Origin of the sequence: Photobacterium damselae (assembly GCF_003026815.1) — a bacterium.
In the GTDB taxonomy this organism is placed as follows: domain Bacteria; phylum Pseudomonadota; class Gammaproteobacteria; order Enterobacterales; family Vibrionaceae; genus Photobacterium; species Photobacterium damselae.
This window is the reverse complement of the sequence record NZ_PYOG01000020.1, coordinates 1-15,995: the sequence shown is the minus strand read 5'-3', so window position 1 is coordinate 15,995 and position 15,995 is coordinate 1. Positions and strand designations below refer to the sequence as shown.

11 protein-coding genes, 1 tRNA gene and 1 rRNA gene are annotated in these 15,995 nt (G+C 43.3%); 11 read left to right on the top strand and 2 right to left on the bottom strand.

The genetic code is table 11. From position 1 onward, the window contains the following. Positions 1 to 591: 591 nt before the first annotated feature. The 11 genes from CTN07_RS15620 to CTN07_RS15570 all read left to right on the top strand — a co-directional run bounded on the left by CTN07_RS15620 (position 592) and on the right by CTN07_RS15570 (position 15,679). Positions 592 to 2,268 (top strand): ABC transporter substrate-binding protein, encoded by a 1,677-nt coding sequence (locus CTN07_RS15620; RefSeq protein ID WP_005301313.1) that lies wholly within the window; start codon positions 592 to 594, stop codon positions 2,266 to 2,268. Positions 2,269 to 2,414: 146 nt separating this feature from the next. Continuing rightward, positions 2,415 to 3,401 carry an ABC transporter permease gene (locus CTN07_RS15615; RefSeq protein ID WP_036764423.1) on the top strand — a complete coding sequence of 329 codons (987 nt, stop codon included), beginning with the start codon at positions 2,415 to 2,417 and terminating at the stop codon, positions 3,399 to 3,401. 2 nt (positions 3,402 to 3,403) lie between these two features. Further along, on the top strand, positions 3,404 to 4,429 hold the full coding sequence (locus CTN07_RS15610; RefSeq protein WP_005301317.1) for an ABC transporter permease: 1,026 nt from the start codon (positions 3,404 to 3,406) through the stop codon (positions 4,427 to 4,429). After that, positions 4,429 to 5,400 (top strand): ABC transporter ATP-binding protein, encoded by a 972-nt coding sequence (locus tag CTN07_RS15605; RefSeq protein WP_005301319.1) that lies wholly within the window; start codon positions 4,429 to 4,431, stop codon positions 5,398 to 5,400. Before CTN07_RS15610 ends, CTN07_RS15605 begins: the two co-directional genes overlap by 1 nt. Before the next feature lie 25 nt (positions 5,401 to 5,425). Then, entirely contained in the window at positions 5,426 to 6,427 is a 1,002-nt protein-coding gene (locus tag CTN07_RS15600; RefSeq protein ID WP_005301321.1) for an ABC transporter ATP-binding protein, read from the top strand. Positions 6,428 to 6,523: 96 nt separating this feature from the next. Next, positions 6,524 to 8,263 carry a glycoside hydrolase family 9 protein gene (locus CTN07_RS15595; protein WP_005301323.1) on the top strand — a complete coding sequence of 580 codons (1,740 nt, stop codon included), beginning with the start codon at positions 6,524 to 6,526 and terminating at the stop codon, positions 8,261 to 8,263. Further along, positions 8,256 to 9,149 (top strand): glucosamine kinase nucleotide-binding domain-containing protein, encoded by an 894-nt coding sequence (locus tag CTN07_RS15590; RefSeq protein ID WP_005301325.1) that lies wholly within the window; start codon positions 8,256 to 8,258, stop codon positions 9,147 to 9,149. Before CTN07_RS15595 ends, CTN07_RS15590 begins: the two co-directional genes overlap by 8 nt. Position 9,150: 1 nt before the next feature. Next, a complete protein-coding gene (locus CTN07_RS15585) occupies positions 9,151 to 11,088 on the top strand; it encodes a beta-N-acetylhexosaminidase (protein ID WP_036764425.1) in 1,938 nt (645 codons plus the stop codon). A 32-nt stretch (positions 11,089 to 11,120) separates the two neighbouring features. Then, a complete protein-coding gene (locus tag CTN07_RS15580; RefSeq protein WP_036764427.1) occupies positions 11,121 to 13,526 on the top strand; it encodes a glycoside hydrolase family 94 protein in 2,406 nt (801 codons plus the stop codon). Positions 13,527 to 13,587: 61 nt separating this feature from the next. Continuing rightward, positions 13,588 to 15,000 carry a phosphoglucomutase/phosphomannomutase family protein gene (locus tag CTN07_RS15575; RefSeq protein WP_005301330.1) on the top strand — a complete coding sequence of 471 codons (1,413 nt, stop codon included), beginning with the start codon at positions 13,588 to 13,590 and terminating at the stop codon, positions 14,998 to 15,000. Between the two features lie 295 nt (positions 15,001 to 15,295). Further along, entirely contained in the window at positions 15,296 to 15,679 is a 384-nt protein-coding gene (locus CTN07_RS15570) for a hypothetical protein (RefSeq protein ID WP_036764428.1), read from the top strand. Positions 15,680 to 15,758: 79 nt separating this feature from the next. Here the strand turns inward: CTN07_RS15570 and CTN07_RS15565 are convergent. Both CTN07_RS15565 and rrf read right to left on the bottom strand, forming a co-directional pair. Then, a tRNA-Asp gene (locus CTN07_RS15565) sits at positions 15,759 to 15,835 on the bottom strand. A 41-nt stretch (positions 15,836 to 15,876) separates the two neighbouring features. Continuing rightward, positions 15,877 to 15,992, bottom strand: a 5S ribosomal RNA gene (rrf, locus tag CTN07_RS15560). Positions 15,993 to 15,995 lie beyond the last annotated feature (3 nt).

Sequence of the window (15,995 nt, the reverse complement as noted above, 5' to 3'; positions counted from 1 at the left end):
GGGAACAGCTCTCTATATTTTTAACCGTGAAATTAGCTCTCGATAGAATAGGATTTAATAAAATAACAGGCCTCAGCACTGTGCAAAAAGGAAACAATTGCGAGAAAAAAAGAGCATTTCACGGTGAATTTATAAAAATGTTTTAGGTTATGCGAAGCCAATCACAACAAATTCGAGGATAAAATTTTCCACACGGAATTAAGGGACATAAAAACCATGCGTTACATCACAACCGTAAAACATCAAACAAAAACAACTTAAAATCAAATAATTAAAACAGAATAAAGTACTGCAAACATAAAAAGATCAGGGTTTATAAAGTGACATCAAGCCCAAGTGAGGTATGGGTCACGATCGTTCATTTGCCTGTTTTTAACGTTTTTACCAGCTTTGTAGTTAGTTTTAACGTTTTTAACGGGAATGCCAATTGACGATCTGCGTAAATAAACCAATCCTTAGGTCACTTGAAGGCTACAAGGCCATTTATTGTTACGCTTTACTCGGTAGCATTAAAGTAGCGTCAAGCGCTCCAAGAATGGAGCTCATTTATTTCATTTATAGTGAAACAAGAGCAAAGAGTAAGGAACAGCTATGCTTGCCAATATTAAGAAAACTAAGTTAGCGCTTGCAGTGGTTGCTGCAGCTACAGCATTTACCGCACCAACAGTTTCTGCTGCAGAAAAAAGTCAGCTAACAATCGTACCTGATTTTTACCCTACAATGGTACGTAACTTTAACCCATACCTTGCAACAAACCTTCGTACAACAACGGATTTCATTTATGAGCCGCTAGTTATCTTTAACCAAATGAAAGGTAACGAGCCGGTAATGCGTCTGGCTAAAAACTACTTTATGTCTGACGACCTAATGAAAGTCACTTTTGAAATTCGTGACGGCGTAAAATGGTCTGACGGTAAACCTTTCACAGCTGACGACGTTGTATACTCTTTTGAACTACTAAAGAACAAGCCTGAACTTGATCAGCGTGGTATCAACAAGTGGGTTAAAGGCGTTAAGAAAGACGGCAACAAAGTTATTTTTGATTTAACAGAAGCAAACTCAAACGTACCGTATGAGATCTCATTTGTTCCTGTTGTAGCGAAGCATGTATGGAGCAAAGTTAAAGATCCTACAAGCTTTACTAACGAAAACCCTGTTGGTACAGGTCCATTTACCGTAATTGAGACCTTTACCCCTCAGCTATATGTTCAATGTCGTAACCCTAACTACTGGGATAATGCCAACCTAGAAGTTGACTGTTTACGCGTACCTCAAATCGCAAACAACGATCAGCTGCTTGGTAAGATCATTAACTCTGAGCTAGATTGGACGTCATCTTTCGTTCCTGATATCGACAGCACTTATGCAGCAGCTAACCCTAATCATAAGTACTGGTACCCAGCGTCAGGCACACAATCTTTCATGTTGAACTTTAAGTCGCCAAAAGACGGTAACAAAGAAGCTATCAACAATGTAGATTTCCGCCGTGCATTCTCAATGGCTATCGACCGTCAAACTATCATCGACATCGCGTTCTATGGTAATGGTACGCCAAACGACTACGCATCAGGTCTTGGTAAAGTATTTGAGTTCTGGTCTGATAAACCAACTCACGATAAGTACAAAGCTTTCAACACTTATAGCGTGAAGGGTTCTAAAGATCTGCTAGCGAAAGCAGGCTTTAAAGACCTTGATGGCGACGGTTTTGTTGAATCACCAACAGGTAAGAAGATCGAGCTTGAAGTTCAATCTCCAAACGGTTGGACTGACTTTAACAACACAGTACAACTAGCGGTTGAGCAACTACAAGAAGTGGGTATTAACGCAAAAGCTCGTACTCCTGACTTTGCGGTATACAACGAAGCAATGCTAAAAGGCACTTATGACGTTGCATACACTAACTACTTCCACGGTGCAGATCCTCACCTATACTGGGACAGCGCATATAACTCTCGCCTACAACAAGGTGAAGGTATGCCACGTTTCGCAATGCACTACTTCAAGAACGCTGAGCTAGATAGCCTACTAAACAGCTTCTATAAGACTGCAGATAAGCAAGAACAAATCCAGATTGCTCACAAGATTCAAAAGATCATTGCTGAGAATCAAGTGACTGTTCCTGTAATGTCTGGTGCAGATATGTTCCAGTACAACGAAACTCGCTTCACTGGTTGGTGGAATGAGAAGAATCCTAAGGGCCGTCCAATGGTTTGGGCTGGTGTTCCTGAGCGTCTTCTTCAAGTTCTTGACCTAAAACCAAAAGCATAATTTCTACTTAAATTGCGGTGTACTTCGGTACACCGCCTCTCCCCCAAATCCTTTTCCTCAGTTAAAGGTATGGCGCCTTGCGTCAGGGGGTTTTACGTCCTGAATTCAGCTCAGGAAGGACAAGCTGGATGTGTAAGGTGTGAGTTATGGGATTCTTTCTTCGTCGTTTATCGTTTTATTTTGTCGCCCTTTTATTTGCGGCAACACTTAATTTTATTATTCCGCGTGCAATGCCTGGTGACCCAGTGACCATGATGTTTGCTAACGCAACGGTTCAGGTAACACCAGAACGTATTGAGGCTATGAAAAAGCTACTAGGCTTTGTTGATGGTCCTTGGTACGAGCAATACTGGACTTACATTCAAGGTGTACTGACATGGAACTTAGGTACATCCATTAAATTCTACCCACAAACTGTAAATGATCTGTTAGGTGGTGCAATTGGCTGGTCTCTATTTCTAGCTGGTTCTGCAGTAATCCTCTCATTTTGTATCGGCTCTGTTCTGGGTATCTTTGCTGCATGGAAACGTGGTAGCCGCTATGACTCTTTTATCTCACCAGGGATGCTAGTGATTCAGGCTGTGCCACCTGTCGTTGTAGCAATGTTAGTACTCTTTACTTTTGCTATCGGTTTACGTTGGTTCCCAACAGGTTACGCTTACACCCCAGGAACACTACCTGATTGGACAAGCTGGACCTTCTATCAAAATGTACTCTACCACGCAGCGTTACCACTATTTTGTGCCACCATCATTCAGATTGGCGGGTTCTTGATCAACATGCGTAACAACATGATCAACCTTCTAAGTGAAGATTACATCACGATGGCAAAAGGTAAGGGCTTAAGCGAAAACCGAGTGGTATTTAACTACGCGGCACGTAACGCCATGCTACCAAGTGTAACCGCTCTTTCTATGGCGCTAGGTATGGCTATCGGTGGTCAGTTAATTGTAGAAATCATCTTTAACTATCCAGGTCTTGGCACTACCTTGCTTAACGCAATTCATGGCCGTGATTACCAAGTACTGCAAGGACAGTTAATTATCATGACTCTGTTTATGCTGTTCTTTAACTTCTTAGCCGACATTCTTATCGTTATTCTTGACCCTCGCCTACGTAAGGGAGGCAAATAATTATGAAAGCTCTATTTAAACTGCTCACTGGTAACCCAAAAGCACTTTTTGGCCTAGGTATACTGACTGTCTTTATTTTCGGCGCTATCTTTGCACCATTAATTACCTCTTATGCTCCGGATAAACGCACAGGTAATCCGCATGAATACCCTGCGTTTGTAGTAAAAGCGGCACAAAACAATCCTGATGGCTGGGTAGCAGAAAACTTAGCCACCAGTAAGCGTACTTTGCTGTTATCGAAAAAAGCAGATCACGTACTAGGGACTTCTCGTATGGGGCGTGATATCTGGTCGCAACTGGTTTACGGAACGCGTACCTCACTTGCAGTAGGTTTTGGTGCCGGCATCATGGTGTGTTTCCTAGCAACCATTATTGGCGTATCAGCAGGTTACTTTGGTGGCCGTATTGATGATGTTCTTACCGCCGCGATGAATATCATGCTGGTTATGCCTCAGCTTCCCTTACTCTTTGTTATTGCAGCCTTTATCGGTCAGGCTGGCCCAATGACCATAGCCCTGGTTATTGCCGTCACCTCCTGGGCATGGGGGGCACGTGTGGTTCGAGCTCAAACCCTATCTTTGCGAGAAAAAGAGTTTGTCAAAGCCGCAGAAGTTCTTGGTGAATCCTCTTGGCGCATCATCTTAGTCGAGATTTTGCCTAACCTAATCTCAATTGTTGGCGCAAGCTTCATTGGCTCAGTCATGCTCGCAATTATGACAGAAGCAACCTTATCCTTCTTAGGCTTAGGTGATCCAAATACCGTGAGCTGGGGCATTATGCTTTACAACGTTCAAACCTCATCTTCAATGCTTGTGGGTGCATGGTGGGAAGTGTTGGCTCCATGTTTAGCGCTAACCTTTGTCGCAATTGGTTTAGCAATGCTTAACTTCGCTGTTGATGAAATCGCTAACCCTCAGCTTCGTTCTCACAAAGGCATGCGCCGCTGGAAGAACATGGCGAACCAGAACAAACAAGAAAATAAAGCTGTGGAAGCTCCTCAGCCAGCCCTTGAAATGGGAGAGAAATAATGAGTAACCCACAAATTTCAATTCGAAACCTATGTGTTGACTATATTACTGATGCTGGCGATGTTCGTGCCGTAAACAACGTAAGCTTTGATATTGGTAAAGGTGAAATTTTTGGTCTAGCCGGTGAATCTGGTTGTGGTAAATCAACGGTTGCTTTCTCACTGATGCGTCTTCATAAGCCACCAGCATTTATCACAGGCGGAGAGGTTATCTTTGACGGCCATGGCGATATTTTAAAATACAGTGACATGCAGATGGCAGCTTTCCGTTGGAGCGAAATCTCCATGGTATTCCAAAGCGCCATGAACGCCTTAAACCCAGTGTTGACGATGGAAGAGCAATTTTGTGATGTGATCATGCGTCATACCAATATGACTCGCCAACAAGCCATTCGTCGTGCTGAAGGTCTATTAGAAATTGTTGATATTCACCCTAACCGTCTGCGTGATTTCCCTCACCAATTCTCTGGTGGTATGCGTCAACGTTTAGTTATTGCCATCGCACTGGCTCTCAATCCTAAGATGATCATTATGGATGAGCCAACTACCGCGCTCGATGTGGTGGTACAGCGTGAAATTTTGCAAAAGATCTATGCGCTTAAAGAAGAATTTGGTTTCTCTATTCTCTTTATTACTCATGATCTGTCATTGATGGTCGAGTTTTCTGACCGCATCGGCATTATGTACTCAGGTGAACTCATTGAAGTTGCACCATCAAAACAAATTCTAGAAAACCCGTATCACCCTTATACCGAAGGTTTAGGAAGTTCATTCCCACCATTAACAGGTCCAAAAACTCACCTAACAGGAATTCCAGGCAACCCATTGAACCTATTAGAAATACCACAAGGCTGTCGTTTCCAAGCTCGCTGCTCAAAGGCGGTTGATGCTTGCTTTAAACAACCGACTCAGCTTTGTCAGATAGAACCAGGTCGTTTTTCAAACTGCCACCTATTTACCAAACGCAGTTAATTTATAAGGACATTTAGGAGGCGTTATGAGTACCCCAGCACCTATCGGTAATCCAATTTTAGAAGGGAAGAATCTGGTTAAAGACTTCCCGGTAAATAGTAACTCTTTGAAAAAATCTATGATGCGCGCAATCAACGACGTGTCATTTAAAATGTACAAAAGCCGCGGCTTATCAGTGGTAGGTGAATCAGGTTCTGGTAAATCAACAACCGCAAAGATGATTGCCAAAATGTATGCGCCAACCGCAGGCCATATTGAGTATTACGGTCGTGATATAGCTGAAATCGTCAAGCGCGATGACATGATGAAATATCGTGAAGGTATTCAAATGGTATGGCAAGACCCATTTGGTTCTCTGAACCCAACCCATACGATTTTCCATCATATTGCGCGCCCGCTATTGATTCACAAGAAAGTCACTCCGGGCAATAAAAAAGAGCTCGAAGAACGTGTTTACGATCTGCTAGAGCAAGTTGGCTTAATTCCACCAAAAGAGACGGCAGCTAAGTTCCCTCATCAGCTATCTGGCGGTCAGCGTCAACGCGTCAACCTTGCTCGTAATATTGCCGTTGGAGCTGAAGTAGTATTGGCCGATGAGCCTACCTCTATGTTGGATGTCTCTATTCGCGCCGGTGTATTGAACCTGATGGAAGAGATGAAGTTTGAGCGTGAAATGGCTCTACTTTATATCACTCACGATATTGCAACTGCCCGTTATATCGCAGAAGACCTTGCCGTGATGTATGTCGGTCATATGGTGGAATGGGGAGATACTGAAGACATTATTCACAATCCTCAGCACCCTTATACCCAACTGTTAGTTTCAGCTGTACCAGATCCGAAAAAATCGATCCATGAAAAACTAAAAGGGAATAAAGGTGAGATTCCGCTCTGGACTCCAGAGAGTGTTGGTTGCCCATTTGCTGGTCGCTGTACTCATGCAACAGCCAAATGTCGCGAGCAACTACCTAGTGTAACTAAGTTGTCAGAGAACCACTTTGTTCGCTGTTACCTATTTGAAAATTAATAAGAATTATCGTTTTATCGCTTAACACATGTTGCAGTAGTTATCAGAGACACTTGCCCCGATGAGTGTCTCTGATTTGCAACCCTTGGAGGAAGTATGCAGTTATTAACCAACCATCTCGGCTATGAGCGCTTAGGAAGTAAACAAGCCATTATTCTTACCCCAGAACCACTAGTCACACCTGGGAGTGCAGAATTGGTAAGTTACCCTAGTGGTCAAACTGTGATGACACTTCCTATTAAGGCGAATACACCGATAGCACAATGGCATATCGGCTTAACCTATCAAGTGGATTTTTCTGCTTGCCAACAAGTAGGCCAATACGCCATTCGTTATCAAGGCGTTTTATCGTCCTGTTTTACCATTGCTGAAGGTCTGCTATTTGAGCAAACATTTAGCGATGTAATCCACTATTTTAAATCACAGCGTTGTACCGGAATTTATCAACAAGCAGATAAAAGTATCCCTCTGCTTGGTACTGATGAGCGCGTTGATGTACATGGGGGCTGGTACGATGCCTCTGGTGATATTAGTAAATATCTTAGTCACTTATCTTACGGTAATTATTTAAATCCACAGCAAACCCCTATGGTGGTGTGGAACATGCTTAAAGCTTATCAATTACTGGAAGATGAAGCTGATGTAGCAAAATTTACGCGAGTTCGTTTACTAGAAGAAGCGTTATATGGCGCCGATTTTTTAGTTCGTATGCAGCACCCTGATGGTTACTTTTATATGACGGTTTTTGATCAGTGGAGTAAAGACCCTGCTCGCCGTGATATTTGTGCTTTTGCAACTCAACAAGGGGATAAATCCGCAGATTTCCAAGCCGCATTTCGTCAAGGTGGAGGCATAGCCATCGCGGCCCTAGCCTCTGCGGCTCGTATTCACCAATTGGCTTCAGTTCAAGAATCACCTTATTTAGGACAAACAAATCATCAAGAGTATCTTGCTTGTGCGGAGCGTGGATACTGGCATCTTAAAGAGTACAACCTCAATTACTTAAATGACGGCCACGAAAATCTGATCGATGAATATTGCGCCCTGATGGCTGCAGTGGAATTGTATAAAACCACGCAAAATGTTCGCTATATTCAAGAAGCTCGTACTTGGGCTCTGCGCGTAATGAGTCGTCAATGTAGCGATGAGCAGCAACAGTATTTTTGGGCTGCAAATTCTGATGGCTCTCGACCTTATTACCATGCAGCAGAAGCTGGATTACCCGCTATTGCCTTATTGCAATATGTTGCCATTGAACCTCAAGACCAAGAACGTTTAGCCGCAGAACAAGTGATCAAACAAGCACTACAGTTTGAGCTGACGATCAGTCAAGAAGAGAGCAATCCTTTTGGCTATCCGCGCCAATATATTAAAGCGATTGATGGCCAAAAGCAGAGCGCATTCTTTATGCCTCACAACAACGAAACAGGATATTGGTGGCAAGGTGAAAATGCTCGCTTAGGTTCGCTTGCCACTCTAGCTTATTTTGCTACAGCACATTTACCAAACGATACCTTAACTCAGCCGCTAAAGCGTTATGCTCATCAATTACTTGATTGGATTATCGGCCTGAACCCTTATGACATGTGTATGCTCGATGGTCATGGTCGTAATAACCCAGATTATCTACCAGAGTTAGGCTTTGCTAACGCCCCAGGTGGAGTCTGTAATGGTATTACTTCAGGTTTTGATAACGAGCAAGATATTGCCTTTAAACCGGCTAAGCAAAAAGACGATATGTTACAAAACTGGCGTTGGGGTGAGCAGTGGATCCCTCATGGTGCCTGGTATTTACTGGCAATTACCGCACAATATAAGGAGCGCCACCATGACTGAGATTCGTTATTTTGTCGGCATTGATGGCGGTGGCACCTCATGCCGAGCCCGTATCGTAGACCGTAATGGCAACGTACTTGGCGAAGCCAAAACAGGCAGTGCCAATATTTTATTAGGCGCAGATGTAGCAATGAAATCGATTCAAGATGCTATCGCTACAGCAGCAAGCCTTGCTCAACTTTCCGATAGCGATTTTGCCTTTATGTCGGTTGGCTTAGCGCTTGCAGGTGCAGAGCAAAAAGAGGCTTGGTACCACTTTATGTCCCAGCCACACCCTTATGCAGCAATAACGTTAAATACCGATGCGTATGGTGCATGCCTTGGCGCTTGGGCTGGCAAAGATGGCGCAATTTTAATTGCAGGAACGGGCTCTTGCGGCATTTTCTTACATCAGGGACAACAAATTGTCGTCGGTGGCCGTGAATTTCCGATATCCGATCAAGGCGGAGGAGCAATCATGGGCCTTCGCTTGATTCAACAAGTTCTATTAAGTGTTGATGGCATAGTGGCACAAACGCCATTAGCCAAAGAAATATTAGCGCATTTTGACCAGGATATTGATGCCATTGTCAGTTGGTCAAAAACTGCTCGCCCTTGTGATTATGGCCAGTTTTCACCACAAATTTTCGCTTATGCTAACCAAGGCGACAGCTTAGGGATCAGTTTATTGAACCAAACTGCGGCAGATATTGAAATGTGGATGCAAGCTCTGATTAACAAAGGTGCCAATAAAATCTGTTTAATGGGCAGCATTGCCGAACGCATTCAACCTTGGTTAGTTCCTCCAATGCAGCAACACATTGCCAAACCACAAGGCGATGCTATGGATGGCGCAATTGCTATGGCTCAAGGAAATCACAACCTCTACGCTTTGGAGGATCTGTAAGATGAGTTATCGCCTCGATTTTACCGTTCTAGAAATACAAGAGAGCCAATCTCGCTTTGCTCTAACACTTCATAATTTAACCGATGAAGCGCTACAAGGTTGGTCACTGCATTTCTTTATCAGCCGAATGATCAAGCCAGAAACCTTGGCTAATGCTTCCATTGAGCAATTAGGTAGCTATGTTATTTTAACGCCGAATACAGAAACCCCGATTCCTGCTAATGGCCATTTTTATTGTGAGTTTGTAATGGGAACAGCCCCATTTACGCTACATGATGATGGTATTCCAGAAGCCTTTATTTCTTGTATTTCTGACGGTGATACGATTGTTCCACGTCCAGTCGAAGTTACGACTATAGATTTAGGTCAAGCCGCAGTAGAGCGCTATACAACGCCGTTACCGGAACAAGCTGGTACCATTTCTATAGTGCCAAAACCTCACCATCTGATTGAACTGGGCGGTGTATTTATCATAGATCAATTCACCTCAATAAGCACAAAACTACCCGCACCAGCAGAAGGTGCTATCCGCTGGTTACAACATGAGTACCAACGTCATACTCAACAGGAACTCATCACATTAGCTAACGGAAATATTCATTATCAGTTACATGATGAACTCGCTCCTAGCCAATATCGGTTATTAGTCGAATCGGATCATATTTGGCTTCAAGCCAGTGATAAAGCAGGGTTTGTTCACGCAACAGCAAGCTTACTGCAGCTATTGCCAACAGAACCAAGTCATAATGCAGATGCCGCTTATACGATCCCTATGGTAGAGATCGAGGATCATCCTATTTACCATTATCGAGGCATGATGCTTGATTGTGGTCGCCATTTTCATCCGCTATCTCGCATTAAAACACTACTTGATCACTTAGCTCGCTATAAATTTAATACCTTCCATTGGCACTTAACCGATGATGAAGGCTGGCGTATCGAAATTGACGCTTTCCCAGAATTGACTCGAATTGGTGCATGGCGTGGACCAAATGAGTGTATCGCCCCGCAATTTACAACGATAGATAAGCGCTACGGTGGTTTTTATAGTAAAGAAGAAGTGCGTGAAATCATCGCTTATGCTGCTGACCGTGCAATTATGGTGATCCCTGAAATTGATATCCCGGGACATTGCCGCGCAGCGATTCGCTCTTTGCCACATCTTCTCATCGATCCTCAAGACAGATCGCAATATCGCAGTATCCAAGGCTACCCAGATAACGTGCTCTCACCTGCTATTGAAGGAACTTACACCTTCATAAAAACGGTACTTGAAGAGATCTGTGAGCTATTCCCTGCACCTTTTGTTCATATTGGCGCAGATGAAGTACCAAATGGCGTATGGACTCAAAGTCCTGGCTGCCAAGAGTTAATGGCAAAACACGGTTACCAAGATCCTAAAGAGCTTCAAGGGCATCTATTACGTTTTGCGCAAGAGGTACTCTCTCATCAAGATAAACAAATGATGGGATGGGAAGAGGCAACCCACGGCGAAAAAGTCAGTAAAGAGACCGTGATTTTTTCTTGGTTAAGTGAAGAAGCGGGACTGGCCTGTATCAAACAAGGCTACCCGGTTGTGATGCAACCGGCGCAATACACATACTTAGATTTAGCCCAAGGATTTTCTGCTGATGAAGCCGGTGTCGATTGGGCAGGAAAAGTGATCTTAGATAAAGTGTATAGCTATCAACCTCTTGCTGAGATTGCGGAAGATGATCCAACAAGAAAACAGATTTTAGGAATTCAAACGGCTCTTTGGTGTGAACTAATTAACAATCAAAGTCGTTTTGATTACATGATTTATCCGCGCTTATTAGCCGTTGCTGAAGTGGCATGGACAGCGCAAAAAAATCGTCACTGGGAAGACTTTAAAGCGCGCTTAAAAGGTCAACTCAACTACCTAGACAAGGCGGGCATCAACTACCGCCGCTGTGAATAACCACAAGTGAAACATTAAAAGGATTAGATACAATGAAATACGGTTATTTTGACAACGACAACAGAGAGTATGTGATTACACGCCCTGATGTCCCAGCGCCATGGACTAACTATCTAGGTACAGAAAAGTTCTGCACAGTCATTTCCCAAAACGCTGGCGGTTACTCTTTCTATCAGTCTCCAGAGTACAATCGTGTCACTAAATTCCGCCCTAATGCGACATTTGACCGCCCAGGACACTATGTCTATTTACGTGATGATGAAACAGGTGATTACTGGTCAATCTCTTGGCAGCCAGTTGCAAAAAGTTTAGATCAAGCCAGCTATGAAGTTCGCCATGGCCTCTCTTATTCTAAATTTAAGTGTGAATATAATGGTATTACCGCAACGAAAACCTTGTTTGTACCCAAAGGTGATGATGCACAAATTTGGGATGTTGTGATCAAAAATACCGGAGATACGCCTCGTACTATCAGCGCCTTCTCTTTTGTTGAGTTCTCATTTAGCCATATTCAATCTGATAACCAAAACCATCAGATGAGCCTTTATTCTGCAGGTACATCCTATGAAGATGGTGTACTCCTTTATGATCTGTACTACAACACATCAGAAAAAGATGGGTTCTATTTCTTAACATCCAGCTTTGATCCAGATAGCTATGACGGTCAGCGTGACACATTCTTAGGCGCATACCGTGATGAAGCAAACCCAATTGCCGTAGAAAAAGGTCGTTGTTCTAACCATGTACAAACCTGTTATAACCACTGTGGTTCACTGCATAAACAATTTACCATCGAACCGGGACAAGAAGTTCGCTTTAACCTGGTATTAGGTGTCGGCAAGCACGATGCCCGCCCACTTCGTGAAAAATACCAAGACTTTGCTAATGTTGACGCAGCATTTGCTGATATCAAACAGCACTGGGACACCCGTTGTGAAAAATTCCAGGTGAAATCACCAAACGAAGGCTTAGATACCATGATCAATGCATGGACTTTATATCAAGCAGAAACCTGTGTGGTTTGGTCACGCTTTGCCTCCTTTATTGAAGTCGGTGGACGTACCGGCCTTGGTTATCGAGATACAGCCCAAGATGCGATTTCTGTCCCGCATGCAAACCCAGCGATGACGCGTAAACGCTTAGTCGATCTTCTTCGTGGCCAAGTCAAAGCCGGTTATGGTCTCCACCTGTTTGATCCTGATTGGTTCGATCCAGAAAAAGCAGATGTAAAACCATCTAAGTCACCAACAGTTGTACCAACTCCTAGCGATGCCGATAAGATCCACGGAATTGAAGATACCTGTTCAGACGATCATCTGTGGCTCGTCCCAACAATCTGCCGTTATGTTCAAGAAACCGGTGAAGAAGCTTTCCTAGATCAAGTGATCCCATACGCAGATGGTGGTAATGCGACTGTGTATGAGCACATGAAAGCAGCTCTAGATTTCTCCGCAGAGTACGTCGGTCAAACGGGTATTTGTAAAGGTCTGCGCGCAGACTGGAACGACTGCTTGAACCTTGGCGGCGGCGAATCGGCCATGGTTTCTTTCCTACATTTCTGGGCTCTACAAGAGTTTATCAACCTTGCGAAATACCAAGGTAAGAGTGAAGATGTCGCGAAATATACCGAAATGGCAGCGAATGTTCGCGAAGCGTGTGAAACTCATCTGTGGGACGACGAGGGCGGTTGGTATATCCGTGGTCTAACTAAAAATGGCGATAAGATCGGTACAGCGCAACAAACTGAAGGTCGTATCCATCTAGAATCTAACACGCTTGCTGTTCTATCAGGTATGGCAAGCCAAGAGCGTGGTGAAAAAGCCATGGATGCGGTTGATGAGAACCTATTCTCTGAATACGGCCTACATCTTAATGCACCATCCTTTGCTACTCCAAACGATGATATCGGCTTCGTAACTCGCGTTTATCAAGGTGTGAAAGAGAACGGGGCGATCTTCTCTCATCCAAACCCTTGGGCATGGGTGGCAGAAGCAAAACTGGGACGTGGCGATCGAGCAATGAAGTTCTATGATGCCTTAAACCCATTTAATCAAAATGACATCATCGAAAAACGCATTGCTGAACCTTACTCTTATGTTCAATTTATTATGGGTCGAGACCACCAAGATCACGGTCGTGCTAATCACCCATGGTTAACCGGAACATCTGGTTGGGCTTATTTTGCAGTAACAAACTTTATGTTAGGAGTGCAAACTGGCTTTGATGGTCTAACAATCAACCCTTGTATTCCAACGGATTGGCCAGGTTTTGAGGTTACACGTCAATGGCGTGGTGCAACTTATAACATCACAGTAGAAAGCCCAGAGCATGTAAGTAAAGGCGTTAAGTCTATTACTCTAAATGGCGAAGTTATCTCTGGAGCGATTCCAGCTCAAGCAGAAGGTTCTGTTAATACTGTTGTTGTGGTAATGGGCTAATTACTATTTTGGGGGATGATTTGTCCCCCCTATTTAAATCGAGAGAAATAGGAGTTCCTCTATGATTCAGTTCGGAACAGGTGGCTGGCGTGCAATTATTGGTGATGAATTTACCAAAGATAATGTTCGCTTGGTGGCTCAAGCTCTAGCTAACATCATGACAGCAGAAGCAGTAACAGATAACGGTTTTGTCATTGGCTTTGATCGCCGCTTTTTATCCGATAAAGCGGCAAAATGGTTCGCTGAAGTTTTAGCTGGTAATGGGATTAAAGTCAGCTTTATCAATAAGTATGTCCCAACCCCTATTGTCATGTTTAAATCACGTCAAATTGGCGCAACCTATTCAGCTTGTATCACGGCATCTCATAACCCAGCAGATTACAACGGGATTAAGGTCTTTATTGAAGGTGGCCGAGATGCAGACGAGATCATTACTCAAAAGATTGAACAACAAATTGCAACTCTTCAGTCAGATCAGATCCAATACGTTGATTTTGAACAAGCAGAACACGATCAGCTGATTGAAATCATCAATCCAATGAACGAATTTGTTGATAGCATCATTGATTTTATCGATATTGAAGCGATCAAAAAAGCGAACTTACGCGTACTGATCGACCCGATGTTTGGTGTAGCTAAAAATGCGCTGCAGACAGTTTTAATCTCAGGCCGTTGTGATGTTGATGTTATTAATGATGGTCAAAACCCATCCTTTGGTGGTCTGATGCCTTCACCAAGTGCTGCAACTCTATATCGTTTGAAGCACCTTGTTGCCCATGAAAGCTATGATATCGGTATCGGTACAGATGGCGATGCGGATCGTCTAGGGATCATCGATGAAAAAGGAAATTTCATTCATCCAAATGAAGTTCTACTGCTACTTTATTACTACTTATTAGAATATAAAGGCTGGCAAGGCTCTGTAGTTCGTAATATTGCAACCACTCACCTACTTGATAAAGTTGCCGCCGCTTATGGTGAAAAATGTTTTGAAGTACCTGTTGGCTTTAAACATATTAGTGCGCAGATGGAAGCAGATGATTCACTGATTGGTGGAGAAAGCTCTGGTGGCTTAACGATTCGCGGTCATATTAAGGGAAAAGATGGCGTATTTGCATCAAGCTTACTGGTCGAAATGATCAGCGTTACTGGCAAAAAGCTCTCTGAATTACTTGATGAAATCTATGGCAAATACGGCTATACCTATACCGCAGAAGGCGATTGTACTTTTAAAGCCTCTGATCGTGAGCGTCTATACAACAAGATTTATGTTGAAAAAGCTCTACCTGAATTTGCCTATGAAGTAGAAAAAGTCAGCTATGCCGATGGTGCAAAAGTTTACTTTAAAAATGGCGGTTGGGCTTTGGCTCGATTCTCTGGTACAGAGCCTCTACTTCGCTTATTTGTTGAAATGGAAGATAAAGATCAAGCAGAAGCGGTACTACTGCAACTGAAATCTTTCCTTCATGTGTAATTTGTTTTACCCCGATATTCATTGTTGAGTCCTATCGTAACATGCCGCATAGCTGTTACATTGCGCAGACTATATGTCTTTGCGTTCAAGGTAGTTAAGTGAGATTAGCTACCTTTTTTCTTTTCCCCTTTCCTTATTTTCTCACTCATTTTTATCACTAAAACTGCATATCGATCACACTCTTCATTGTTTAATAAATGCACAATAGTTAAGCAGTCATCATATTGGTTCTGTTATCTAGCGTTGTTGGCTTGCAGCAATAGAAAACAGAATGGATATCACTAAGGAGTTAGCTATGAAAAAAGTTATTTTACTTGGCGTTATCTTACTCTCTGCCGTTCTTTTTACCGAACATACTCACTCGTTTATTGTTGGTTTTAGCTTAGCAATTATTGCAGTTGGAGTCGGCTATTTCATCGCTTACCAAGCCATTTTACAGCCTCACTATGTTATGACTTATCTCGTTTGTGCTCTTATGACGAAGCTTATCATTACAATTGCTGGTGTTATTTGGGTTTTCAGTGCTGATATCATCCACTCTCCTATCACTTTTTTAGTGGCTTACAGTCTATTTTCAGTAATGATGACTTATTTAGCATCAAAGTATCATGCGTATAGAAAAGATAAATCGGAGCAGACTCAACATCAGCTATGGCAAACGGGATTATACCGAGGGTAAACGGTAGGAAACAAAAAGAGGGAATTTATATAGATGAAAAAAAGCCTGACTCTTTCGAATCAGGCTTTTTCTAAATAAGTGGCGGAGCGGACGGGACTCGAACCCGCGACCCCCGGCGTGACAGGCCGGTATTCTAACCAACTGAACTACCGCTCCACTCAAACTACCGTGTGTTCAGTACGATAGTTTAAATTGGTGCTTGGCGATGTCCTACTCTCACATGGGGAGACCCCACACTACCATCGGCGCTGCTGCGTTTCACTTCTGAGTTCGGCATGGATTCAGGTGGGACCACAGCGCTAAGGTCGCCAAGCAA

Bases quoted from the DNA above. Each gene is read 5' to 3' on its own strand.
- CTN07_RS15610 (WP_005301317.1), top strand. From the start codon at position 3,404: ATGAAAGCTCTATTTAAACTGCTCACTGGTAACCCAAAAGCACTTTTT.
- CTN07_RS15570 (WP_036764428.1), top strand. From the start codon at position 15,296: ATGAAAAAAGTTATTTTACTTGGCGTTATCTTACTCTCTGCCGTTCTT.
- CTN07_RS15615 (WP_036764423.1), top strand. From the start codon at position 2,415: ATGGGATTCTTTCTTCGTCGTTTATCGTTTTATTTTGTCGCCCTTTTA.
- CTN07_RS15595 (WP_005301323.1), top strand. From the start codon at position 6,524: ATGCAGTTATTAACCAACCATCTCGGCTATGAGCGCTTAGGAAGTAAA.
- CTN07_RS15580 (WP_036764427.1), top strand. From the start codon at position 11,121: ATGAAATACGGTTATTTTGACAACGACAACAGAGAGTATGTGATTACA.
- CTN07_RS15620 (WP_005301313.1), top strand. From the start codon at position 592: ATGCTTGCCAATATTAAGAAAACTAAGTTAGCGCTTGCAGTGGTTGCT.
- CTN07_RS15600 (WP_005301321.1), top strand. From the start codon at position 5,426: ATGAGTACCCCAGCACCTATCGGTAATCCAATTTTAGAAGGGAAGAAT.
- CTN07_RS15575 (WP_005301330.1), top strand. From the start codon at position 13,588: ATGATTCAGTTCGGAACAGGTGGCTGGCGTGCAATTATTGGTGATGAA.
- CTN07_RS15585 (WP_036764425.1), top strand. From the start codon at position 9,151: ATGAGTTATCGCCTCGATTTTACCGTTCTAGAAATACAAGAGAGCCAA.
- CTN07_RS15590 (WP_005301325.1), top strand. From the start codon at position 8,256: ATGACTGAGATTCGTTATTTTGTCGGCATTGATGGCGGTGGCACCTCA.
- CTN07_RS15605 (WP_005301319.1), top strand. From the start codon at position 4,429: ATGAGTAACCCACAAATTTCAATTCGAAACCTATGTGTTGACTATATT.